Raw genomic sequence first — 22925 nt, forward strand, 5'->3', positions numbered from 1 at the left:
TAGGATTTAATTATTTCCTTGTCCTAGATAGGGGTAGCATAGCAATGTCACAGCTTTTTTTGTTTTCAATGAGAAGCATCTTTAATGCGTTTAGCAATTCCTTACCTTTTGGTCTAGACTTTTTCATTGCTTATTTCGTTGAATGATGGTAAAATTGGTGTATACCAAATACGACAAAGGAGCGTTTCCTATGAAAGTAATTCGCGTAAAAGATGCCCAAGAAGGCGGAAAAAAAGCATTTGAACTGATCAAAGACGGTATGGCTAACGGTGCGAAGGTATTAGGCTTAGCAACTGGTAGTACACCTGAAACATTATATCAAGAAATGACAGCAAGTGATTTAGATTTTTCTGACATGACCTCAGTTAACTTAGACGAATATGTCGGCTTAGGTGGAGATGACGTTCAAAGCTACCGCTACTTCATGAACGATAGATTATTCAACAAAAAGCCATTCAAAGAAACCTTTGTTCCAAACGGAAAAGCGGAAGATTTGGCAGCAGAAGCCAAACATTATGATCAAATCATCGCTGAACATCCGATCGATATCCAAATCTTAGGAATCGGCCGCAACGGACACATCGGGTTTAACGAACCAGGAACTTCATTTTCTGAAACTACTCACGAAGTTGAATTGACAGAATCAACGATCGAAGCCAATAAACGCAACTTCGATAAAGTAGAAGACGTGCCAACTCGCGCAATGTCGATGGGGATCGGCTCGATCATGCCAAGTAAAGAAATCATTCTGATGGCCTTTGGCGAAGACAAAGCAGATGCCATAAAAGGAATGATCGAAGGACCTGTAACTGAAGAAATGCCGGCAAGTGTTCTGCAAAAACATTCGAATGTGACCGTGATTATTGACGAAGCAGCAGCCAGCAAATTGCAAAAATAGATTTTTTTGAAGGACTCTGAAAAAGGGTCCTTTTTTATGTATTCGGCTCTCTTCCTAACCGCCAATTTATTTTTTGCTATCTAGGCCGAGGCGTTTCATTCTTTCTTACTAAGTTTATCCTTTGACGCCGACGGGAAGACTGACAAGTTGTTTCCTGCGAGTGTTGTGACCCGTCCTCAAAATGGAAGTTCTTTAGCAGGGCACCTTCAGGGATACAGACTCTTGTCAGGTCTGCGGGTGACCGCGAGGACGGATCGAAAGCATCTGACAGAAGGGCTTTAACAGTTTGAAGCCTTTTAAGAGCAGTCTCCACTGGCTGGATTACGAAGGTATTTCCTGCCCTTGGTCCGTGACCGAATCGTCTTCATTTTTTGTGTCAAAGCTGGCTTGGGTCAAGATGAAGTCTGCTTTAACGACCCTCTTAATGTAGAAAAGGAATTACGGGCCATCACCGCAATTGCACACTGAATCACATACACTCCATCTCTAATCTCTTGGAAATAATCTGAAAAGTGAGTTTCTAACCTTTCTCGCTTCATGGAAAAAGGTGTCGTTGTTCTAAGCCTTTTACGAGCATATATTGATCTTCTTTTTGTTAGCGTTTTCACTGAATTCTTTAACCAAGTATTTTTGTAAAACCGCCATATCATGTTGTCAGCAGATTCGTTCATTGTTAAAGTGAAAGAAGAAGAAATAAAGGAGAAGCAAATGCGAAAAATATTATTGGTAGAAGATGATCAAAATTTGAATCGAGGAGTTACCCTCTGTTTGACAAAAGAAGGCTACGAGGTCTTGTCTTGTTTTGATATCAAAACAGCAAAAGCTCTTTTTCAAAAGGATTCGATCGATTTAATCATCAGCGATCTTTCCTTGCCAGATGGCAGCGGATTGGATTTTTGCCGTTCGATTCGTCGACAGTCGAACGTACTGATTTTGATGTTGACTTCTTACAATCAGGAATATGATATCGTCAGCGGGTATGAACATGGGGCAGATGATTATGTCACGAAGCCCTTTAGTTTGATGGTGCTGGTTTCTAAGATCCAAGCTTTAATGAAGCGTATACCTGATTTAGGGAGCCAAACGCTGGCTTCAGACGACCTTGTTCTTTCCTTGTCAGAGATGACTGTTAAACGCGAAGGAGAACTGCTGCTGCTTAGCAAAACAGAACTGCAGCTCTTAGTGTTGTTCATGGAGAACCCGAAGCAGATCCTATCACAGGATCAATTACTCCATAAAATTTGGGATATCAAAGGGAATTACATCGATAGTAATACAGTTTCGGTCAACATCAGTCGTTTGAGACAAAAAATCGGCAAAGAAAAGATCAAGACAGTGAGAGGGGTGGGGTATCTATGGGTCAACGAAGTTCAAAACGGCTAAACGGCCTGTTTTTGCTGACGATCATCATCGGATTTGGCTGCTTTCTTTTTAGCCATGTCAGCATGCAGAAGGCATTAAAGGCTGAGCGCCGAGGGACTCTCGGTATGCTGGTGGAACAAGCTGATCTGCCTGAAGCACAAGTGATGGCAGCTGCCAATCAGAAAATTACCCAGCAGGATGCACAAAAGGGAGCAGAATTAGAAGCGCGATATGGCCTGACCACTCGAACGCAAAGACAACAAAAAATCACACAGAGGTACTTTATTTGGAATCTCGTAATCGGTGGCGGAGGGACGATCTTGCTTTCTGCTTTTTTCATTTGGAATCAATCGGAAAATCGCAAGCAGGTTCGAAAAATAGTGGCTGAAATGGAGCAGAAGCAATCGGAAAAGGCGACATCGGAGTTGCTGCTGCAGCGAGTAAGAAACGAGGGCAACGAGCTGAAATCGAGTGTAACAGACATCGCACATCAGCTAAGAACCCCCGTGGCTTCGTTAAAAATGAGTATGGATATTGCTCTTTCAGACAAGTATTCTGACCAAGAACGCAGCGAGTTTGGGCATCAGGCGGAAATCCAAATTCACAAGCTGAACTTAATGCTGGATGGCCTAATCAAGTTGTCTCAGCTGGAAACGGACTTGATTCGGTTGCAGCCGCAGCCGACCTCATTAAAAGCGGTGATTACGGATGCAGTGAACAGTTTGATTATGAAGGCGATTGAGAAAGAAATCGAGATCGAGGTAGAGACCTTTGAAGACCGATTGATTTTGATCGATCAAAAATGGACCCTTGAGGCCATCAGCAACGTTTTGGAAAATGCGGTGAAGTATTCTCCGGCAGGCACGACAATCCAACTGCGTATCTCGACATTAGTGACTTACGTACTGCTGGAGATTCTGGATCAAGGCCCTGGAATTCCAAGCCAAGAGCAGACAAAGATCTACCAGCGGTTTTACCGCGGAGCCAACAGTGAGGCAGTAGAAGGCTCGGGGGTCGGTTTGTATTTGACCCGTTCGATCATCGAGGGACAAGGCGGGGCGATCATGGTCAAAAACCTGAAGCCGCATGGTTCGAATTTTCAATTGACCTTACCGTTGGCTTAATTTAATCAGCGGTTTCTTACAAATCTGTCATGTTTTTTGAAACGCAACTGAAAGATTCCCTTTTTATACTGGGAGTAGAAAAAGGAAAAGAGGGGACACGGATGATTTTAAAAACAACTGATTTAGTAAAGCATTATGATGATGGAAGTGCGGTGGTGAAGGCAGTAGACTACGTTGATTTAGAGGTAGAAAAAGGCGAATTCATTGCTATCGTCGGTAAATCGGGTTCTGGAAAAAGCACATTGCTGAATTTGATTGGTGGTCTGGATCGTCCGGATTTCGGGGAGGTTGAGGTTGAAGGAAAGAATATTTTCCAAATGAAGGACGAGCAGCTGGCTGTTTTTCGGCGCCAAAAAATCGGTTTCGTCTTTCAAAACTACAATTTGATTCCTTCACTAAACGTTTGGGAAAATGTCGTGCTGCCGATCGGTTTGGACAATCGAAAAGTCAATTATCGCTTCATCGAAGAACTGCTGAAGACCATCGGCTTGAATGATCGAAAAAAGGCTTTGCCGAGTATGCTTTCTGGCGGGCAGCAGCAGCGTGTAGCGATCGCTCGGGCCATTGCCTCAGAACCAGCGATTATTTTGGCAGATGAGCCTACAGGAAATCTGGATACGAAAACAGAGCTTGAGGTCATGTCTTTGTTGAAAAATTCTGTGGAGAAATTCGGTCAAACGCTGATTGTGATCACTCATGATGAAGCAATCGCGCAAACGGCCGATCGGATCATTCATATCGAAGATGGGCGGGTGATCTAAATGCGTATGGTCAACTGTGTTGCGTTAGCCAATACAAAATACCATCGGGTAAAGAATCTGCTCTCCGGTATGGCGATCGTCTTGACCAGTGTATTGGTCTTTCTAATCATCAGTATCGGGCTTGGAATCATTCGAACAGAAAATGCCGCAGTCAATAAAATTTATCCCACGTGGCACGTGATGTATCGAAATGTTTCTCAAGAAAACATGGAAAAGCTGACTCAGCATCAGGGACTGGAAACTTACGGGCTTCGCCAGGACATTGGTCAGTCCACCTTATCAAAGGGCTACGTCCTCATGAGCTGGATTGATGAAACAGGACAGAAACTGAACAAATTGAAGCTGGAGCAGGGAAGAGCGCCTGAAAAAGGGAATGAAACAGCCCTTTCAAAAAGTGCCTTAACGCGATTAGGTTATCCCGAAGCCCAGCTTGGCGATGTGCTGACAATCCCTTTCCAAATCGAAGAAAAGGACGGACTCGGATTGGAGGAGACAGCAGCCTTCAAACTGGTGGGCCTGCTGCCCAGTCCAGCGGAAAAAGCGGGCAATCAACTTTTTTCAATGCTGCTCTCCAAAGATTTTATGCAAGAGGTCATCCCTAAAACACAAAGAAAGTACCGTATAATGGCTCGCCTGCAGTCCGACCAGTTTCGTTCGACAGATGATATTGAAAAAGAGGCGAAAGAGATTGGATCCTCCTTTGGGGTTTTAGCGGATGATATCGTCGAAAATAGTGATTATCTGTTTGCCAATTACGTGGATCCAGCCTTTTATGCAGGGATGACGATCATCGCATTTGTCATCTTGATTACAGGAGCCTTAACGATTTACAGCATTTACTATGTCTCGCTGATCGATAAAGTGCAGGAATTCGGCAAGTTAAGAGCATTGGGCGCCAACAAACGGCAAATTCGGCAAATCGTTTTACGAGAAAACCTGATTGTGGCCGGACTGGCGATTCCCTTGGGATTGATCATTGGGATCGTGAGTGTTAAGCTGATTTTCGAACAGTTGTTGGGAAGTATCGATAATAGAGGTATTTCTATAAAGATCATGAAACAGGTGATCGAGAGCGGTGAAGTATCCTTGATCGTTCCGTGGATCGTTGTGTTGACGATCGTGGTTTCTCTGATGACTGTGATTATCGCTTCGCTAAAACCGATGCGTCAAGCAGGAAAAATCATGCCGATCGAGGCGATGCGCTACACTGGACAGAAGGAAACTAAACGAAAACAACGCAAGGGCTTTATTGATTTGGGCTTGGGGAAGCTGGCCGGAGCCAACCTTTCCCGCAACAAGAAACGTACGCTGATGACAATTTTCTCACTAGGTATGATCGGGATCTTGTTTGTGGTCATTTCAACGGTCTTCAATTGCATGCAGCCGCAGCAAATTGCTAGAGATGCGATTGCAGAGGATTATCGGTTGAGCCTTGAAAGCATCAGTAATGATAAGATGAGACCCGAAAGAGAATGGACGGCCCTTCAGCAGAACAATCCAATAGATCAGGAGATGCTAGATCAAATCAAAGCACTTGACGGAGTGAAAGAGATAGAGGCTCTTGCCTCAATCAGTGGTGAGATTCCAACCCTTAAGGATCCGTATTCCAATCAAAATCTGCCTATTTCGATTGGCGGTGTTCGGGAAAGCCAAATGAAGGATGTTCTAAAAAGTATCAAACAAGGAGACGTGACGTTGGAAGAGCTGCGGCAGGGGAATGTATTGATTGCCAACGAGTACTTTCTGAAAAACAATCCGGAGGTTTCGCTTGGTGATCAGTTGGAGATCACGCTTTTTGACGGGGACACGTCTTATAAGAAAAAAATGACGGTTGCGGCTGTTAGCGATGTTCCTCAGGCGATCGATAATTCCAACACCTTTATCAGCAGCGATGAAGCAGTTCGTGGGATGTCGCAAAATAATCTAACCAAGTATGTGAATATCAAGGTAGATAAAGACCAGCTTGCCAAGGTACAATCAGAGCTTGAGACCCTCGTCGCAAGCCATGATGCATTTGAATTGGAAAGTTTTGAAGAGATCTTGGCTCAGTGGAAATCAGCTATAGGGATGATGACTGGAGCCGGGTATGCGATCATGCTGGTGCTGGCGATCGTAGGGGTTATGAGCTTAGTGAATACAACGATCGACAGTATTTTAAGCCGTAAGAAGGAGCTCGGCATAATGCAGGCGATCGGGATGTCGGATCGTCAAATGAAACGCATGCTGCAGATGGAAGGCTTAGTATACGCTGGCGGAACCATCATCTTGTCAGTAGGGTTGGGCAGCATCATTGGTTACCTTGTCTTCCTATATGCCGAGGCCAATCAATTGATGCAGATAAAAACCTATCATTTTCCCTTGATCCAGGTGTTGCTGCTCATTGCAGTGGCTGTTCTGGTCCAACTGATATTGACCAGAGCGACGACTAGCATCGTCAACCGGGAAACGATTATCAACCGGATTCATACTGCGGAATAGACCATTTGCCGACGAATAAGTTCAATCGTCGGCTTTTCTGTGGCATAATAAAGAAAAAACTTGGAGAATAGATATGCGTTTAGATAAATTTTTAGCCGAAACCGGCTTAGGCAGCCGCAAAGAAGTCAAGCAGCTGATCAAAAAAGGACAGATCACGGTCAACCAGCAAATTGAAAAAAAGGACAAAGCACAGGTCGATCCGGAAAAGGATCAGATTGCCTATTTAGGCGAGGCACTGCATTACCAAGAATTTTACTATTATTTGCTGCATAAACCTGCTGGCGTGGTCAGTGCAACAGAGGACAAAAAGGATTCAACGGTCTTGAATCTGTTCGATGAAGCGGATTATCGACGGGACCTATTTCCCGTTGGTCGGCTAGATAAGGATACGGAAGGCTTGTTGCTGATCACCAATGATGGCCAGCTGGCGCACGAGCTGTTGTCTCCGAAAAAGCATGTGGAGAAAGAATATTTTGCTCTGATTGAGGGCGTGATGGATGAAACGGATCAGCAACGTTTTGAAAAAGGGATCGAACTAGATGGACAATTGACGATGCCTGCACAGCTGTTGATCGATCAAATCGCAGAGGAAAGGTCTGAAGTGAGGATCATTTTGAACGAGGGGAAATTCCATCAGGTCAAACGCATGGTCGCTGCTTGTGGGAAAAAGGTCGTTTATTTGAAGCGAATCCGCATGGGCGATTTGTCGCTGCCAGAGGATCTGTCAAAAGGCAGATACCGCGAACTAACTCCAGAAGAGCTGCGACTCTTGAAGGGATAATCGGGAACAAATGGCAGTCTGCATGCTATACTTAAAGTGGAGGTGACAGCTGATGGAAATACATTTGTCTGTCGTGGAAATCATGATTCGTCTGTTTTTATCAATGGTCATGGGGGGCGTGATTGGGATTGAGCGGGAATACCGCAACCGACCAGCGGGGATTCGTACACATATTTTGGTTTGTATGGGAGCAACGATCATTGCCCTGGTGCAAACCGAGATCGCCAGTGCCTCTTTGCGATATGCGATCGCCAATCCTGAACTAGCTGGTGTTGTGCGTTCTGATGAAGCCAGACTGATTGCGCAGGTCGTCAGTGGTGTAGGGTTCTTGGGGGCAGGGACGATCATCGTGACCAATCGCTCGATTACCGGATTGACTACGGCAGCTTCGATTTGGGCTGGCGCCGGATTAGGTTTGGCGATCGGCATGGGCTATTACGATATTGCCATCGCTAGTTTTATCGGGATTATGCTGGCGTTGACCGTCGTGAAAAAAATCATTCGAGTCAAAGCGGTCCGTAAGCTTGAGATACGCTTTATCCACCGGGAAGAGACTAAGGAATTTATTTCAGACTATTTTGAAAGCAAGCAGATCGAAGTGGAGAATGTGGATTTCAACGTTGATTTTCGCAATGATTACCGTATTTATACTAATATCTATACCATTGATTTGCCGCGGGGCTTATCGTACACCGAGGTGATTGAGGATCTGTCGCTGTACAAAAACATCACGAAGCTTCGCTTAATCAACGTCTAAAAAAGAGGATTCGGAAAGCAATTTCTGCTTTGCCGAGTCCTCTTTTTGATCAGTCGATCGCTTGTTGATAAGTTTTGCCCCATGCTTCCATTTGGCGCATCACAGGGATGAAGCTTTGTCCTAAGTCGCTCAATCGGTATTCGACCTTTGGCGGAACAGTACTGTAGGCGGTTCGAGTGATCAGCTGATCCTGCTGCAGATCCTTTAAATGCTGAGTCAACATTTTTTGAGTCAGGGTTGGGTCCTCGAATGCGGCTTTCAATTCATTAAAACGCATCACCTCATGTTCGGCTAAAAACCAGATAATCGACAGCTTCCATTTGCCGGCCATGATTCGTTGCGTCGTGACCAAGGGGCAGGTGGTTTCCCAGTCCTCTTTTTTTATGGTGAGCACCTCTTTCGCAGTGGGGTTGTAGGGTTACTTTTTAGTAAGTATACCACAATAAAGTGCCTTCTTGTCCGCTTGTTACGCACTCCTTATACTTAAGACAGAAGGGGTGAGTCAGATGGAAAAAATGAAACTAGGGACTAACCTGCAGATCAGTAAAATTGGGTTGGGGACGATCAATTTCGGTACAAAAATAAATCGGAAAACTGCTCATGGATTGTTGACAGAATATGTCACAAGAGGTGGCAACTTTATCGATACTGCTAATAATTACGCAGTTTGGAATGGCGGTGATGGCGGAGAAAGCGAACGGACCATCGGTGAATGGATCAGCCAAACCAAATACAGAGATGAGGTAGTAATCGCCACCAAAATCGGTGCTTTGACGACAAACAAACAAAAAGGATTTAGGCAGGTTGAAGGCTTGAGCCGTGAGGCGCTTTTGCGAGCGGTAGAGCGCTCGTTAAAGCGCCTGCAGATCAACAGCATTGATTTGCTGTATCTTCACATGGACGATTTTTCGGTCTCTCAAGAAGAGGTGATGGGAACGTTGGCAGAGTTGGTAAAAGAAGGAATGGTTAAAGAAATCGGCTGCAGCAATTTTTACAGCTGGCGGATCGAACAAGCACGTCTGATTTGCCAGGAAAAAGGCTGGCCGTTTTTCAGTGCGGTTCAGCAACGGTACAGCTTCTTGTCGCCAGCAGCATCTGCAGACCTGTTTCCTCAGGTAGCTATGACTAAGGAGATGGAAAGCTATCTTCAGCATTTTCCGTGTATGAAGCTGGTCGCTTATTCCCCATTGCTGAAAGGGCAATACAATACCGATAACATACTGCACAAAGCCTATGATTCCTTGGAAAATCGGGAACGCTTGGCTTGGGTCAGAAGTATAAAAAAAAATCCTAATTGTTGGGTCTTGAATCATGTGACCCAGCAATTTGGCGGCAGCGCTGCATTGGTCACGACCTCCTCGATCAAGCATTTACGCGAAATCATGACGGAACTAAACTAAAAAAAGTGGTGAGAGGACGTTATGCCTCTCATCACTTTTTAGTCTAAACCGATCAAATAATCGTCGTCCTTCATCGCTTCTACTTGGCCTAACAAATAGCCGTTTCCGACTTGCGAAAAGAAGTCGTGGTTGCTGGTACCAGTGGAAATACCGTTCATGACGATTGGATTCACATCGTCAGCGGTGTCTGGGAACAGTGGGTCCATTCCTAGATTCATCAGCGCTTTGTTGGCATTGTAACGCAAGAATGTTTTGACTTCCTCGGTCCAGCCGATTTCATCGTACAGCTCTTCGGTGTACCGCTCTTCATTTTCATACAATTCGTACAATAAATCGTACATCCATTCCTTCAAACGTTCTTGTTCCTCTTGCGGCTGTTCATTGAAGCCGCGTTGGAATTTATACCCAATATAAGTACCGTGGACAGACTCATCACGGATGATCAGCTTGATGATTTCCGCCACGTTGGCCAACTTATTGTTGCCAAGGTAGTACAAAGGTGTGTAAAAACCTGAATAAAACAGGAACGTCTCCAGAAAGACGCTGGCGATTTTTTTCTCCAGCGGAGAGCCAGTTTTGTAGATTTCGTTGATACGTTCGGCTTTCTTTTGCAAATAGACATTGGTATTGGTCCATTCAAAGATTTCATCGATCTCGGCCTTTGTGTTCAAGGTGCTGAAAATCGATGAATAGCTTTTGGCATGAACTGATTCCATAAACTGAATGTTGTTTAATACTGCTTCTTCATGGGGAGTCCGAACATCTGCCCGTAATTGTTCCATGCCGCTTTCTGATTGAACGGTGTCCAACAGTGTCAATCCGCCAAAGACATAGCCGACGACCTGTTTTTCTAAATCGGATAATTTGCGCCAATCATCTAAATCATTGGACAAGGGAATTCGTGTATCCAGCCAAAACTGCTCGGTCAATTTTTCCCAAGTGGATTTATCGATCACGTCTTCGATTTCATTCCAGTTAATGGCCTTGTAATAAGTTTCTGCCATGTTGCTTCCTCCTCAATCTTGCATTTATACTGAACCATCACGAATCAAGCGCTTGATTCGTGATGGTTGGGTGCCTTCCTGCCTAGTTAAGAAAACTGAGAAAAACAGGACTGGCAGCTGGTATTAGATGACACAGCTTTCACATTGGTTTGAGCCGATCTCTTCAGCATCCTCAGTGAAGGTCCGAACGTAATAAATTGATTTGCAACCTTTATAGAAGGCATAGTTGCGCAGGATGTTCAGATCGCGTGTCGTTTGCTTTGTTTCATTTTTCCATTCGTACAAACCGCGAGGAATTTCTGAACGCATAAACAAGGTCAAGCTCATTCCTTGGTCGATGTGTTGCTGTGCCGTTGCATATACATCGATGACTTTGCGCATGTCCATATCGTAAGCGGAGGTATAATAAGGCAAAGTTTCATTGTTCAAATAAGGCGCTGGGTAATAGATCTTACCGATTTTCTTTTCTTGGCGTTCCTCGATCAAACGAGTGATTGGATGAAGGCTGGCACTGGTATCATTGATGTAGGAAATCGAGCCATTTGGTGCGACTGCCAGACGGTTTTGATGGTATAGGCCATCTTCTTTGACCGCCTCTCTGAGCGCTTCCCAATCTTCTGCAGTCGGAATAAAGATCTCTTTGAAGATTTCTTTAACCTTCGCTGTTTTCGGTTGGAAATCACCCGTTACATACTTGTCAAAGTATGTCCCATCCGCATATTTTGATTTTTCGAAGTTATGGAAAACTTGTTTCCGTTCCTTGGCAATCTGATTGCTTTCTATTAATGTCCAATAATTCAACAGCATAAAGTAGATATTGGTGAAATCGATCGATTCCTCGGAGCCATAAACCATCAATTGCTTGGCAAAAAAGCTGTGCAGTCCCATGGCACCTAAGCCGATCGTATGATTCAAGCTGTTGCCGTTTTGAATGGAAGGGACCACTTCAATATTGGAAGCATCGGTGATATACGTCAGTCCGCGCACCATCGTTCGAACCGATTGACCAAAGTCAGGGCTGTCCATCAAATTGACGATGTTGGTTGATCCTAAGTTACAGGAAATATCGGTTCCTAATTCGTCATATTCTTGTCGATCATTGATCGCTGAAGGGGTTTGAACCTGCAGAATCTCTGAACACAGATTACTCATGACGATTTTTCCATCGATCGGATTAGCCTTGTTGGCTGTATCGATGTTGATGATATAAGGATAGCCGGATTCCTGTTGAAGCTTGGATAATTCGGTTTCCAGATCGCGGGCACGAATCTTTTTCTTGCGGATATTTGGATTTGCCACTAAATTGTCGTATTCCTCAGTGATGTCTACGTAGGAGTAAGGCACACCGTACTCCCGTTCAATGCCGTAAGGACTGAACAAGTACATATCCTCATTCTTGCGTGCTAGTTCATAAAATTTATCTGGTACAGTCACACCGAGTGACAAGGTTTTGACCCGAATTTTTTCATCGGCGTTTTCTTTTTTAGCAGATAAGAAAACTTCGATATCTGGGTGGAAAACATCTAGATAAACGACACCAGCACCTTGGCGTTGGCCCAGTTGGTTCGAATAAGAGAAACTGTCTTCAAATAATTTCATGACCGGGACCACGCCGCTAGCGGCACCATCGTAGCCTTTGATCGGTGCGCCTGCTTCTCGCAGGTTTGATAAGTTGATTCCAACACCGCCGCCGATACGCGACAATTGAAGGGCGGAATTGACCGAGCGGCCGATGCTGTTCATGTCATCAGTCACTTGGATCAAGAAACAAGAGACCAGCTCTCCACGGCGCTTGCGTCCGGCATTCAAAAAGGAAGGTGTCGCTGGTTGATACCGTTGATGGATCATCTCATCAGCTAAACGCAGCGCAATTTCTTCATCTCCGTTGGCAAAATACAAGGCATTGAAGGCGACCCGATCTTCATAGCTTTCCAGATATTCTGTTCCTTCGTTGTTCTTCAAGGCGTATTGAGAATAGAACTTGTAGGCTGCCATGAAGGATTTGAAAGTAAAATGCTGGTCGTCTAAGTACCGGTAGAGTTTTTCAATAAATGCATCGGAATAGTTTGCAATAAAGGCTTCTTCTAAATAGTCGTGTTTCAAAAGATAGTCGATCTTTTCTTTTATAGAAGCAAATTTCCGAGTGTTTGGTTCAACATTCTCCTTAAAAAAAGCCGCCAAAGCATCTTTGTCTTTGTTTAGCGGGATTTGACCGTTGACTGGACGGTTGATTTCATTATTCAGTTTGAAGTAGCTTACCTCTCCAAGGTCTTTTAAACTCATACTGTCACATCTTTTCTCTCTAGATTTCGTTTTGGGGTGCCTAAGAATGAAGAAACTTTGCAATCCGCAGATTGCAAAGTCCTAAGCGAGTGCTTTTAATTGGTCAGGTCTGAAACCAATGATGGCTTGCTGTCCCCCGAAAATAACAGGAACGCTCTGAAAGCCTTGGGTCTGCAAGAACTCTAATGCTTCAGGTTCGTTGTCGATGTTTACTTCTTCAAAGGGAATACTATTGTCAGTTAAATAACGTTTTGCCATTTTACATTGCATACAGTTGTTTTTTGAATATACTTTTACCATAAGAAGGCCTCCTTTTTCTACACTATTCAGTATAAAAGATGTAGTCGAAAAGTCAATCATAAAATACTATATATTGTGTTGATGGGATCGGATAATACCACAGTTTGTGTTTTTGGAAAAAAGATGAAAGCAGATAAAATAAGACTTTATACTCATTTTAAAGAAAGAACAATGTTAGTCAATCTTTTTTTCGCTAAAAAAAGAAAAATAGGATAACCAAATCACGAGAAGTTTGAAGCTTAAAACGGATGATTTGTCAACTTAAATGCTCAAGATTTTATTGACTTTATTCGTGAAAAATTGTAATCTAAATGAGAAAGATTATCATTATTAATCAATGGTTGAAGAGGGTTGATAGGAACGATGACAACGTTAGCAGAAGTAACCTTAAATAAAGTTGTACAAATTGAAGGAATCCAGTTGAGCAGCGAGCTGAAACGTCGTATGCAGGATTTAGGAATGATCGTAGGCAGCAAAATCGCGGTAGTGAATCATTCGGGAGACAACAGCATTGTTTTGCTGCACAATGCACGCGTCGCACTCGATCAATCCTTATTAGAGCAAATACTCGTGAAGGAAGTAACAGAAGACCAGAGTACTTGGATCTCACTTGACCAGTTAGGCGTAGGTGAGACAGCTAAGGTTGTGAGTGTCCATGGTACAGGCGCAGTTAAGCGTCGTTTGATGGATATGGGCTTGACCAAAGGCACAGCGATCAAAGTCGTGAAGCTGGCGCCATTAGGAGATCCAATGGAGATCGCTATTCGCGGGTATGAACTAAGCTTGCGCAAGAGTGAGTCAGAATTGATCATCGTCGCTAAGGAGGCAGAATAGATGAAGGAACTGCATATTGCATTAGCGGGGAATCCCAACAGCGGGAAAACCAGCACTTTTAATGTGTTGACCGGAACCAATCAGTTTGTCGGCAATTGGCCGGGGGTGACTGTTGAACGCAAAGAAGGCAAATACAAGAAAAAACGGGAGATTATCATTGATGACTTGCCAGGGATCTATTCCTTGTCGCCTTATTCGCCAGAGGAAGTCGTTGCACGGGATTATTTGCTGTCGGATGTTCCAGATGTGATTTTGAATATCATTGACGGCACCAATCTGGAACGCAATTTGTATTTAACCACTCAACTGATCGAAACAGGCATTCCAGTTGTGGCGGCTGTCAATATGATGGACTTGGTAAAAAAAGAAGGCAAGCAGATCAATCTGGAAAAGCTGTCTTACGTGCTGGGCATCCCGGTTCTAGGCATCAGTGCTTTGAAAAATTGGGGCATCGATAAAGCAATCGAGCAGGCAATCGAGCAAGCCAATAAAAAGCCAGAAACCCTTTATCCTGTGTATGAAAAGCGGGTCGAGGCAGCTTTGAGTGAAATCAGTCGTATTCTGGGCAACACGGTGTTAGAAAAATACAGCCGCTGGTATAGTGTCAAATTGTTCGAAAGGGACGAACATGCCACAAAGCAGTTGGATTTGAGTTCCGTCCAACAAAAGGATATTGAAGAGACCATCAAGATTACTGAACAGCTCTTTACTGATGAGGCTGAAACGATCATTATCAATGAGCGATACAATTTTATTACGGATCTGCGGGCACTGTGTATCGTAGACAAAGAAGAATTTAGTTTATCCGTTTCTGATAAAATTGACCGGATCGTCACTAATCGGATTTTGGCTCTGCCGATTTTCGCTTTTGTGATGTGGTTGGTCTACTACATCTCGATCCAAACTATCGGAGTGATGGGGACCGATTGGGTGAATGACGTTCTTTTTGGTGAAGCAGTGCCGACCTTTGTAAGTACTACATTGGCTTCTTGGAATGTTGCAGATTGGATGCAAAGTCTGATCCTAGATGGGATTATTGCCGGTGTCGGAGCGGTATTGGGCTTCCTGCCGCAGTTGATGGTCTTATTCTTCTGTTTGGCGCTTTTAGAGGACTGCGGCTATATGGCGCGGATCGCTTTTGTCATGGACCGCATTTTCCGCAAGTTTGGCTTATCGGGCAAATCCTTTATCCCGATGTTGATCGCGACGGGCTGCGGTGTGCCGGGGGTCATGGCAAGTCGGACGATTGAAAATGAAAAAGACCGCCGAATGACAGCGATGCTAACTACCTTTATGCCTTGTTCGGCGAAGCTGCCGATCATTGCCTTAGTTGCCGGGGCCTTTTTCCCAAATAGCAGCTGGGTAGCACCATCCGCTTATTTTATTGGCATGGGCACTATTGTTTTATCTGGCATTGCGTTGAAAAAAACCAAGCTGTTTGCTGGAGACCCGTCACCGTTCATCATGGAACTGCCGCTGTACCACATGCCAAGAATCGGCAATACGATTCGCTATACGTATGACCACAGCAAAGCGTTCGTAAAACGAGCTGGTACGATTATCTTTGTTTCAAGTATCGTGATCTGGTTCATTTCCAGCTACAATTTCAGTCTGCAGTCTGTCGATGAAAACGACAGTATCTTAGCAGCTTTAGGCGGCTTGATCGCACCGATCTTCGCTCCGCTGGGGTGGGGCGATTGGCGCGGCGCTGTTGCGGCGATCACCGGATTGGTAGCAAAAGAAAATGTGATCGGGACGTTTGGTATTTTGTATCGCCACGCAGAAGTAGCAGAAGACGGTGTGGAAATTTGGCATGCGCTGCGTGCAGCCTACACTCCAGTTGCCGGTTATTCCTTCTTGGTATTCAATCTGCTGTGTGCGCCATGTTTTGCAGCCATTGGTGCGATCCATCGCGAAATGGCAGATACAAAATGGACAGTACGCGCCATTGCTTATCAGTGCGGGTTGGCTTATGCGGTCAGCTTTGTGATCTACCAATTCGGACATGTCCTGTTTGAAGGCGGAGCAATCGGCTTCGGCTTGATCCTTGCTGTGATCGCAGCAGCTGCGATGTTGTATTTCTTACTAAGAAAACCAGTGAAGCAAACACCGACAGTGACGATCGAGCACATCAAAGAGGTGAAAGAATGGCAACTATAATTTTGTCGGTCTTGATATTTGGCAGTGCTGGAGTGATCGTTTACCGCAAACTCAAGCACGGATCCTCTTGCGAAGACTGCGGCTCCAGCTGTCCAGTGAAGCATGAGCAGGAAAAATAAAATCAAAAAATGCTGTAGCGTCTCAGACGTTGCAGCATTTTCATGCTAAACTAAAAAGAAAAGGAGCAACTCTATGATTTCAAAAAAGAACCGTCAAATGATTCATTTCACCATGCTGGCGTTCATTTTAGTGATTTTGTCGTGCTTTCGCGGATTCAGTCCGCTTTCTGACTGGCTGGCCGTTGTTTACTGGACGGCATATATCCTGATCGACTACCGATCAGTAGATAATCCGGGAATATTCAAGACCCGCAAACACAATTTGCTGTTCAATCTTTTGGTTCTGGTCCTGCTGCTCCTTGTAGTTTTGTACGTTAACTAAAAAAGGCAAGAAGCCGCTGCTCCTTGCCTTTTGAGCCTTATTTTTCTACCATTATCGGCAGCAGCCGTTCTTTGATAAAAGTGACTCTGTCCGCTGCTCCCTCTGCAAATAATCCTGTCATTGCAACGACTAACTTCAATGGCGCATTGATGTAAAGCATATTGCCGCCGTCTCCCAAAGCAGCATACTCCTCATCTCCTAACAACCACCATAGATACCCATAAGGCAAGTCCATCTCTTCCCACCGATTGTGTTCTTGAGTCATTTTTTTAAGCCATTCTTCTGAAACCAGCTGGTCTTCTTCCCAAACGCCTTGATTCATTATGCACTGACCGATCCGAAGCAGGTCGCTGGTGGTCATGGTTAGTCCCCAGCCAGCGGCATTTGTACCTGTTGGGTCAGCTACCCAGCCGCTTGTCGTCGTTGAGACGTAAAAGGCCATCTGTTCTTCAAATGATCGAAAGACGATCTTCTTTTCCACGCGAAGGCCTAACGGACCAAATAGAACTTCCTCAGCAAAGTCCAACACTGTTTTTTCTGTTGCTCGTTCGAGAATGCCCGTCAGCAAATCTGGACCAATGATCGGCGTGTAGCGAAAGCCCTCTGATAATGGTGCTTTTAGCTGATCCAACACGAACCGCACCCAATCCTCACTGGTAAAAAAAGCTTCATAAGGTTCTTCTGCGAACTGATACGCCGTCTTCATCGTCAAGAGATGTTTGATAGTCAGCTCGTTCAATTCCGACCTAGAGCTGTCGACAATATACTCTGGGAAAAAGTCCAAAATTTTCTGTTGTTCACTTTTGATATAGCCCTTATCGATGGCGATTCCGATCAATAGTGAGACAATACTCTTAGTCACAGAGTACAGGTGAATCGTGCTCTCTTTGTCACAGTTGTTGAAATACGCTTCATAGAGCATATCTCCGTTTTGTTGGATAATCAGTCCAGCCGTGTTGCCATAGTGCTCTTGGATGACCTGGTCTAACTCAGTTTGATTCATACATACAGCCCCTTAAACTAGTTTACAGGCAGATAGATAGCGACTTCATTCTTTTCAGGAGAGGTCGTATTGGGATCAGTCAGGTAAATCTCGAAAGCCGGACCGATGATCTCCAGCTGCTTTTCTTCAACGAATTGGCTCAAGTCCGAATAAGCCTTGGTCATCTGCTCATAGACCCCGGTAAAATGAAAGCTGGCCGCCTTCATACTGGGCAGGATACGTGTGTCCGACGTTTCCTCCAAGACAGGGATACCAAATTCGACGTCGTAATTTTCCGGGGTATATTCCGAACTGTGGTAGATCGACAAAGGTGAGCCCATCGGCGTTAACTGCTTTTCAACCAATTGTTGAAAAACCTCGGCCATCAGCTCGTCAAACTGTCGGACATCGATCGTTTGGCGAAGTGAAAAGAGGTTTAGCCTTGGACTGTCCACAATTTCCAATTTTTCCTGATCGATCTCCTCATGTTCTCCCTGCTTCGTATCGCGAATATCTGCTTCAATCAATCGTTCTAAGGAGGAGTAGTGCTGGATTTTTTCAGCGATGCAATTTTTCCTTTTTTCTAACAAAGGCCCCAACTGATGTCGGTCATTCAATACCTGTTTGATTTCTTCCAGTGAGCAGTCGTAGTTCTTTAATTTTTTTATTAAAAAAACAGTTGCCAGCTGCTGGCTGTTGTAATAACGATACCCGTTCACCGGATCGATGGAGGCGGGTTTTAATAAACTAATCTCATCATAATAACGCAGCGTTTTGGTCGGGATTTGACTTAATTTAGAAAATTGGCTGATCGTCAGCATAGCAGCTCCTCATTTCATGATTGATTACCTTTACTATAAAGCTTCCAGTTGCTGGAAGGTCAAGCAGAAATCTCTCATTTATTGTATCATGAGGAAAAATTCAGAAAAAAGAAAGATTAAAAAAACGGGTGCCTTTCATTTAGAAATCTTGGTATAATGAAGAGAACACTGAGGAGGAGTAGGTTTGAAAGAAAAGAAATGGATCAATCGATCGGATATCGTGTTTTTTATCGTGGCGATGCTGTTTGTATTGTTGGCTCGTACATTTATCTTTACACCAGTAGAAGTATTGGGAGCATCCATGAATCCAAATTTAGTAGACAAGGAGCGTGTCTTTGGATTAAAGATCGGGCAGATCAAGCGATTGGACGTAGTTTCCTTCGATGCACCGGATGAGCCGGAATTGGACTACATCAAACGCGTGATCGGACTTCCAGGAGATACCGTCGAATACAAGGGTGATGTATTGTATGTTAACGGAGAAGAGATTGCCGAACCTTATTTGGATGAACACAAAGCCGAATTAGCGGAAGGACAGCAGCTGACCGAAGATTTTACTTATACGGTCCCTGAAGGTTCTTACTTTGTGATGGGGGACAACCGACAAAACTCCAAGGACAGCCGAACCATCGGTCCCATTAAAAAAGAACGGATCGTAGCAAATGCCAAAGTGATCTTTTGGCCTCTGAATAAAATAGGTATGGTCAAATAAAAAATAGAAGTTGAGACAGGAATTCTTTTGTCTCAACTTCTATTTTTTTAGTCTGTCTTTCTTTTTTCAGCTTTGATCCGAATACGAACGTAGTCAGCGTACCAATCGTTTTCCCGATATAGCACAGGACGCAGCGCCTCTACTGCTTGTTGGATGATCGCTGCTTTTTCTTGCGCTTCGATGGAGTGGAACGGTTCTTGAACAAACATGGTGATCCAGTCTTTCAAGCCGTGAGGTCCATTTAATTTGGTCAGGCGATCAAACAAAACCGCGTAGGTAACTGTAAAGCCAGCGTTTTCCAGCAACGGCGTATACTCACCGATCGAAGGAAAATAAAAGGGGGTGCTGTAAGGCAGATTTCTTTGCTGAAAGGCTTCTGCCAATGCCTGATGAATCAAAGCATTGTTGCCATACCCGCCAAACTCCGCAACAAATTGGCCACTGTCAGCAAGGTGCTGGTAGATCGTTGTCAACAGCTGCGGCTGTTTTTCGACTTTGATCCAGTGCAGGACCGCATTGGAAAATACGACATCAACAGAATGATCCAGCTGGAAATCAATAGCATTCCCAAGATGAAAGGGGATCGTCGGATAGTTTTTTCTCGCAATCGCCAACAATTCTTCTGCACTGTCCAATCCTTCTGCAACTAAGCCCATTTCTGCGAGCTTCTGAGTTAACGCACCATTCCCACACCCTAAATCCAAAACACGCTGTCCCTCTTTTAACGTGATTAGACGCAGCACATCTTCTCCATACTGATGAACGAAGGAGTAGCTTTTCGTGTATTCTTGGCCATTCCATTTCACTGTCATCAGATCAGTACTTCGGTATGGTTTTTTCGTAAGCCGTGATCGCTTCTTCATGCTGCAGCGTGATTGCTATGTCGTCTAATCCATTGACGAGTTTGTCTTTCCAGGTAGAATCGATTGGAAAGTCATAGCTGGCGTTTGGTGTCACGATCGTCTGATTTGGCAGGTCGATCGTGATTTCTGCATCTGCCGGAAGCTGACTCAATTCCACACGAACTTCTTCAGGCATTCGAATCGGCAACAGGCCATTTTTCAGTGCATTCATATAGAAGATGTCACTGTAGCTGCCAGCGATCACTGCGTGAAAGCCGTAATCCTGCAACGCCCAAGCCGCATGTTCACGAGAAGAACCAGAACCAAAGTTTTCCCCTGAAACTAAGATCGTTGCTGTTTTGCGTTCTGGCGCATTCAAAATAAAATCGGGATTCGGCGAACGATCCTCCAAATACCGCCACTCGTCAAATAAGTGCTTGCCGAAGCCTTTTTTATCTACTTGCTTCAAAAAGTTTTTTGGAATAATTTGATCGGTATCAATATTATCCTGCATAAAGGGAACGGTCGTCCCGGTATAAACCGTAAATTTTTCCATTAGATTGCCTCCTTGCGAATGTCAACAAAGGTACCGTTTAAAGCCGCAAATGCCGCCATTGCTGGACTGCACAGATGAGTTCGTGCGTCCTTTCCTTGGCGTCCTTTGAAATTACGATTTGAGGTTGATGCACAGTGAACGCCTGGCGGTACCCGGTCAGGGTTCATACCTAGGCACATGGAGCAGCCTGGTTCACGCCATTCAAAGCCAGCTTCTTTAAAGATTTTGTCCAAGCCGATTTCTTCGGCCGCTTTGCGGACTGGACGTGAGCCGGGAACCACAATCGCCGTTACATTTTTATGCACTTTTTTTCCTTCCACCATGCGGGCAGCTTCCTGTAGATCAGATAAGCGGCCGTTGGTACAAGAACCGATAAAGACATAGCCGATGTTAATATCGGTTGGTTTTTGACCTGGCTTTAAATCCATGTATTCGTAAGCTTTTTTGTATTCTTCCGTGGTTGGTTCTGGGAAGGTACCGTCCACCGGCACACCCATTTCAGGATTGGTTCCCCAAGTCACAAAAGGTACCAATTCACTAGCATCCAGAGTTAGCACCGTATCGTATTTGGCATCCTCATCCGTATACAATTCTTTCCAGTCGTTAATCGCTGCTTCCATATTTTTCGGTGCATACTCGCGACCTGCAACGTATTCAAAGGTTTTTTCGTCCGGTGCGATCAAGCCGATTTTTGCGCCGCCTTCGATCGACATGTTGCAGATTGTCATTCGTTCTTCCATTGAAAGGGAGCGAATGGTTTCGCCGCAGAATTCCGCCGCATAGCCAACTCCGAAGTCGGTCCCATATTTGGCAATCAAAGCCAAGATGATGTCTTTGGCATAAACACCTTTTGGCAGCTCGCCTGTTACCTTGATTCCCATGTTTTTCGGTTTATTTTGCCACAAGCATTGGGTGGCAAACACGTGCTCTACCTCGCTGGTGCCGATCCCAAAAGCCAATGCACCGAAAGCACCGTGAGTTGCGGTATGAGAATCGCCGCAAACGATGGTTTTGCCTGGTTGTGTCAATCCGGTTTCTGGTCCGACCATGTGGACGATTCCTTGGCGCTCACTGCCGTTGTCGCAAAGTGTGACACCGAACTCTTGACAATTGTCTCGCAAGGTATCGATTTGTTTTTTTGCGACCAAGTCGGTGAAATTGAAAATATCAACAGTCGGTGTGTTGTGATCCATTGTCGCAAAGGTGCGTTCCGGGTGACGCAGCTTTCGCCCAGCTTCGCGAATACCTGCAAAGGCCTGCGGAGAGGTCACCTCATGAATCAGGTGCAAATCAATGTAAAGCAGCTGAGGAGCACCTTCTTCTCCGTAAACAACATGTCGGTTCCATAGTTTGTCAAATAGTGTTTGTGCCATTTAGTTGGCTCCTTTCATTTCACTCAAAACGGCCTGGGTGAAGTCAGCAGTGCTGGCCGTTCCTCCCAGATCGCCAGTCATGATTCCTTTTTTCAAGACAGTATCGCAGGCTGTTTCGATCGCTTGAGCTGCTGCATTTTCTTGGAACGATTGACGCAGCATCAGAGCAACCGAAAGAATCATTGAAATGGGGTTGGCGATTCCTTTGCCGGCAATATCTGGTGCAGAGCCGTGAATCGGTTCGTACAGCGAAGGACCTCCTGAGCTGTGACTAGCACTAGGTAATACACCCAAAGAACCCGGCAACACAGAAGCCTCATCACTTAAAATATCGCCAAACAGATTTTCAGTCACGATTACATCAAATGAGGCAGGAGCTTGGATCAGCTTCATCGCCGCTGAGTCTACATACTGATGCTCTAACGTACAATCAGGATAGTCTTTCGCAACTTCTTCTGCAGTGGCCCGCCACAATTTGCTGGTAGCCAGCACATTGGCTTTATCGACGGAGGTTACCCTTTTGTCCCGGCTTTGAGCGATCTCAAAGGCTTTTTTTACAATTCGCACGATTTCTGGTTTGCGGTAACGATTCGTGTCGAACGCTTCCTCTAGACCTAATTCCCGAGGTTCCCCAAAATAAATCCCGCTAGTCAGTTCGCGAACAATAACCAGGTCGGTGCCTTCGATGATTTCCGGCTTTAATGGGGAGAGATGGCGCAGTGCTTCGGAAACACTGACTGGTCGAATGTTGGCGAACAGGTTCAAGGATTTGCGTAAATCTAACAACCCTCGTTCAGGTGTTTCCGGTCCTTTCTCCCATTTTGGTCCGCCGATAGCGCCTAGTAAAATAGCATCCGCCTCTTCACAAGCCGCTAAGGTCGTTTCAGGCAAAGGTTTCCCAGTCAAGTCAATGGCAGCCCCACCAAAAGGGTGCTCAACAACCTCAAATATTTCTTTCGTCAGCTCTTGTGCTGCTGCGAGGATATCAAGGCCGCTTGCCATGATTTCTGGTCCGATGCCGTCTCCGGCTAAAGCTACGATTCGTTTTGTCATTCC

General features: G+C 44.9%; 23 protein-coding genes. 13 read left to right on the top strand and 10 right to left on the bottom strand.

The features are described 5' to 3' along the window. The first annotated feature begins 190 nt into the window (after nt 1-190). From nagB to NRIC_RS15205, 7 genes are all read left to right on the top strand, one after another. Nucleotides 191-898 (top strand): glucosamine-6-phosphate deaminase, encoded by a 708-nt coding sequence (nagB, locus tag NRIC_RS15175; RefSeq protein WP_146623557.1) that lies wholly within the window; start codon nt 191-193, stop codon nt 896-898. Nucleotides 899-1606: 708 nt separating this feature from the next. Then, the gene (locus NRIC_RS15180) at nt 1607-2281 is read left to right on the top strand and encodes a response regulator transcription factor (RefSeq protein WP_146623558.1); all 675 of its coding nucleotides are present in this window, start codon (nt 1607-1609) and stop codon (nt 2279-2281) included. Continuing rightward, a complete protein-coding gene (locus tag NRIC_RS15185; protein WP_146623559.1) occupies nt 2254-3384 on the top strand; it encodes a sensor histidine kinase in 1131 nt (376 codons plus the stop codon). The genes NRIC_RS15180 and NRIC_RS15185 overlap by 28 nt, the downstream gene beginning before the upstream one ends. Before the next feature lie 101 nt (nt 3385-3485). Beyond that, entirely contained in the window at nt 3486-4145 is a 660-nt protein-coding gene (locus tag NRIC_RS15190; protein ID WP_146623560.1) for an ABC transporter ATP-binding protein, read from the top strand. Continuing rightward, a complete protein-coding gene (locus NRIC_RS15195; RefSeq protein ID WP_146623561.1) occupies nt 4146-6623 on the top strand; it encodes an ABC transporter permease in 2478 nt (825 codons plus the stop codon). A 73-nt stretch (nt 6624-6696) separates the two neighbouring features. Beyond that, a complete protein-coding gene (locus NRIC_RS15200) occupies nt 6697-7404 on the top strand; it encodes a pseudouridine synthase (protein ID WP_146623562.1) in 708 nt (235 codons plus the stop codon). Between the two features lie 49 nt (nt 7405-7453). Next, nucleotides 7454-8161, top strand: a complete 708-nt coding sequence (locus NRIC_RS15205) for an MgtC/SapB family protein (RefSeq protein ID WP_175580130.1) — start codon at nt 7454-7456, stop codon at nt 8159-8161. 49 nt (nt 8162-8210) lie between these two features. Here NRIC_RS15205 and NRIC_RS15210 read toward each other — a convergent pair whose 3' ends face one another. Continuing rightward, entirely contained in the window at nt 8211-8513 is a 303-nt protein-coding gene (locus NRIC_RS15210) for a winged helix-turn-helix transcriptional regulator (RefSeq protein WP_227873823.1), read from the bottom strand. Between the two features lie 154 nt (nt 8514-8667). Between NRIC_RS15210 and NRIC_RS15215 the strand changes: the two genes are divergently transcribed. Beyond that, nucleotides 8668-9561, top strand: coding sequence for an aldo/keto reductase (locus NRIC_RS15215; RefSeq protein ID WP_146623564.1), 894 nt, complete (start codon nt 8668-8670; stop codon nt 9559-9561). 38 nt (nt 9562-9599) lie between these two features. On the opposite strand, the gene nrdF is transcribed toward NRIC_RS15215, so the two are convergent. The 3 genes from nrdF to nrdH form a co-directional block, all read right to left on the bottom strand. After that, on the bottom strand, nt 9600-10565 hold the full coding sequence (gene nrdF / locus NRIC_RS15220; RefSeq protein WP_146623565.1) for a class 1b ribonucleoside-diphosphate reductase subunit beta: 966 nt from the start codon (nt 10563-10565) through the stop codon (nt 9600-9602). Nucleotides 10566-10688: 123 nt separating this feature from the next. Further along, complete coding sequence (nrdE, locus tag NRIC_RS15225) at nt 10689-12848, bottom strand: class 1b ribonucleoside-diphosphate reductase subunit alpha (protein ID WP_146623566.1); 2160 nt, start codon at nt 12846-12848, stop codon at nt 10689-10691. A gap of 81 nt (nt 12849-12929) precedes the next feature. Further along, entirely contained in the window at nt 12930-13148 is a 219-nt protein-coding gene (gene nrdH, locus NRIC_RS15230) for a glutaredoxin-like protein NrdH (protein ID WP_146623567.1), read from the bottom strand. 363 nt (nt 13149-13511) lie between these two features. Between nrdH and NRIC_RS15235 the strand changes: the two genes are divergently transcribed. The 4 genes from NRIC_RS15235 (at nt 13512) to NRIC_RS15250 (ending at nt 16583) form a co-directional block, all read left to right on the top strand. Then, nucleotides 13512-13982 carry a FeoA family protein gene (locus tag NRIC_RS15235; protein WP_146623568.1) on the top strand — a complete coding sequence of 157 codons (471 nt, stop codon included), beginning with the start codon at nt 13512-13514 and terminating at the stop codon, nt 13980-13982. Beyond that, a complete protein-coding gene (feoB, locus tag NRIC_RS15240; RefSeq protein WP_146623569.1) occupies nt 13983-16142 on the top strand; it encodes a ferrous iron transport protein B in 2160 nt (719 codons plus the stop codon). Beyond that, entirely contained in the window at nt 16130-16261 is a 132-nt protein-coding gene (locus tag NRIC_RS15245; protein ID WP_146623570.1) for a FeoB-associated Cys-rich membrane protein, read from the top strand. The genes feoB and NRIC_RS15245 overlap by 13 nt, the downstream gene beginning before the upstream one ends. Before the next feature lie 73 nt (nt 16262-16334). Beyond that, the gene (locus tag NRIC_RS15250; protein WP_146623571.1) at nt 16335-16583 is read left to right on the top strand and encodes a hypothetical protein; all 249 of its coding nucleotides are present in this window, start codon (nt 16335-16337) and stop codon (nt 16581-16583) included. 37 nt (nt 16584-16620) lie between these two features. Here the strand turns inward: NRIC_RS15250 and NRIC_RS15255 are convergent, their stop codons facing one another. Together NRIC_RS15255 and NRIC_RS15260 are read right to left on the bottom strand one after the other, a co-directional pair. Beyond that, on the bottom strand, nt 16621-17586 hold the full coding sequence (locus tag NRIC_RS15255; RefSeq protein WP_146623572.1) for a serine hydrolase domain-containing protein: 966 nt from the start codon (nt 17584-17586) through the stop codon (nt 16621-16623). A 17-nt stretch (nt 17587-17603) separates the two neighbouring features. After that, the gene (locus NRIC_RS15260) at nt 17604-18386 is read right to left on the bottom strand and encodes a MerR family transcriptional regulator (protein WP_146623573.1); all 783 of its coding nucleotides are present in this window, start codon (nt 18384-18386) and stop codon (nt 17604-17606) included. A gap of 184 nt (nt 18387-18570) precedes the next feature. On the opposite strand from NRIC_RS15260, the gene lepB reads away from it, so the two are divergent. After that, entirely contained in the window at nt 18571-19098 is a 528-nt protein-coding gene (lepB, locus tag NRIC_RS15265; protein WP_146623574.1) for a signal peptidase I, read from the top strand. Nucleotides 19099-19145: 47 nt separating this feature from the next. Here the strand turns inward: lepB and NRIC_RS15270 are convergent, their stop codons facing one another. From NRIC_RS15270 to leuB, 4 genes are read right to left on the bottom strand one after another with little or no spacing between them, the layout of a single operon-like run. After that, nucleotides 19146-19910: a class I SAM-dependent methyltransferase gene (locus NRIC_RS15270; protein ID WP_146623575.1), complete on the bottom strand. Its 765-nt coding sequence runs from the start codon at nt 19908-19910 to the stop codon at nt 19146-19148. Nucleotides 19911-19914: 4 nt separating this feature from the next. Then, complete coding sequence (leuD, locus tag NRIC_RS15275) at nt 19915-20496, bottom strand: 3-isopropylmalate dehydratase small subunit (RefSeq protein ID WP_146623576.1); 582 nt, start codon at nt 20494-20496, stop codon at nt 19915-19917. After that, nucleotides 20496-21869, bottom strand: a complete 1374-nt coding sequence (gene leuC / locus NRIC_RS15280; protein ID WP_146623577.1) for a 3-isopropylmalate dehydratase large subunit — start codon at nt 21867-21869, stop codon at nt 20496-20498. Before leuC ends, leuD begins: the two co-directional genes overlap by 1 nt. Continuing rightward, complete coding sequence (gene leuB / locus NRIC_RS15285) at nt 21870-22922, bottom strand: 3-isopropylmalate dehydrogenase (RefSeq protein WP_146623578.1); 1053 nt, start codon at nt 22920-22922, stop codon at nt 21870-21872. Between the last annotated feature and the right edge of the window lie 3 nt (nt 22923-22925).

Source organism: Enterococcus florum (assembly GCF_004309355.1).
GTDB lineage: Bacteria > Bacillota > Bacilli > Lactobacillales > Enterococcaceae > Enterococcus_A > Enterococcus_A florum.

What these genes read in the sequence shown, in the direction of transcription:
- nagB (WP_146623557.1), top strand. Translation starts at nt 191, where the DNA reads ATGAAAGTAATTCGCGTAAAAGATGCCCAAGAAGGCGGAAAAAAAGCA.
- NRIC_RS15180 (WP_146623558.1), top strand. Translation starts at nt 1,607, where the DNA reads ATGCGAAAAATATTATTGGTAGAAGATGATCAAAATTTGAATCGAGGA.
- NRIC_RS15185 (WP_146623559.1), top strand. Translation starts at nt 2,254, where the DNA reads ATGGGTCAACGAAGTTCAAAACGGCTAAACGGCCTGTTTTTGCTGACG.
- NRIC_RS15190 (WP_146623560.1), top strand. Translation starts at nt 3,486, where the DNA reads ATGATTTTAAAAACAACTGATTTAGTAAAGCATTATGATGATGGAAGT.
- NRIC_RS15195 (WP_146623561.1), top strand. Translation starts at nt 4,146, where the DNA reads ATGCGTATGGTCAACTGTGTTGCGTTAGCCAATACAAAATACCATCGG.
- NRIC_RS15200 (WP_146623562.1), top strand. Translation starts at nt 6,697, where the DNA reads ATGCGTTTAGATAAATTTTTAGCCGAAACCGGCTTAGGCAGCCGCAAA.
- NRIC_RS15215 (WP_146623564.1), top strand. Translation starts at nt 8,668, where the DNA reads ATGGAAAAAATGAAACTAGGGACTAACCTGCAGATCAGTAAAATTGGG.
- nrdF (WP_146623565.1), bottom strand. Translation starts at nt 10,565, where the DNA reads ATGGCAGAAACTTATTACAAGGCCATTAACTGGAATGAAATCGAAGAC.
- nrdE (WP_146623566.1), bottom strand. Translation starts at nt 12,848, where the DNA reads ATGAGTTTAAAAGACCTTGGAGAGGTAAGCTACTTCAAACTGAATAAT.
- nrdH (WP_146623567.1), bottom strand. Translation starts at nt 13,148, where the DNA reads ATGGTAAAAGTATATTCAAAAAACAACTGTATGCAATGTAAAATGGCA.
- NRIC_RS15235 (WP_146623568.1), top strand. Translation starts at nt 13,512, where the DNA reads ATGACAACGTTAGCAGAAGTAACCTTAAATAAAGTTGTACAAATTGAA.
- feoB (WP_146623569.1), top strand. Translation starts at nt 13,983, where the DNA reads ATGAAGGAACTGCATATTGCATTAGCGGGGAATCCCAACAGCGGGAAA.
- NRIC_RS15245 (WP_146623570.1), top strand. Translation starts at nt 16,130, where the DNA reads ATGGCAACTATAATTTTGTCGGTCTTGATATTTGGCAGTGCTGGAGTG.
- NRIC_RS15250 (WP_146623571.1), top strand. Translation starts at nt 16,335, where the DNA reads ATGATTTCAAAAAAGAACCGTCAAATGATTCATTTCACCATGCTGGCG.
- NRIC_RS15255 (WP_146623572.1), bottom strand. Translation starts at nt 17,586, where the DNA reads ATGAATCAAACTGAGTTAGACCAGGTCATCCAAGAGCACTATGGCAAC.
- NRIC_RS15260 (WP_146623573.1), bottom strand. Translation starts at nt 18,386, where the DNA reads ATGCTGACGATCAGCCAATTTTCTAAATTAAGTCAAATCCCGACCAAA.
- NRIC_RS15270 (WP_146623575.1), bottom strand. Translation starts at nt 19,910, where the DNA reads ATGACAGTGAAATGGAATGGCCAAGAATACACGAAAAGCTACTCCTTC.
- leuD (WP_146623576.1), bottom strand. Translation starts at nt 20,496, where the DNA reads ATGGAAAAATTTACGGTTTATACCGGGACGACCGTTCCCTTTATGCAG.
- leuC (WP_146623577.1), bottom strand. Translation starts at nt 21,869, where the DNA reads ATGGCACAAACACTATTTGACAAACTATGGAACCGACATGTTGTTTAC.
- leuB (WP_146623578.1), bottom strand. Translation starts at nt 22,922, where the DNA reads ATGACAAAACGAATCGTAGCTTTAGCCGGAGACGGCATCGGACCAGAA.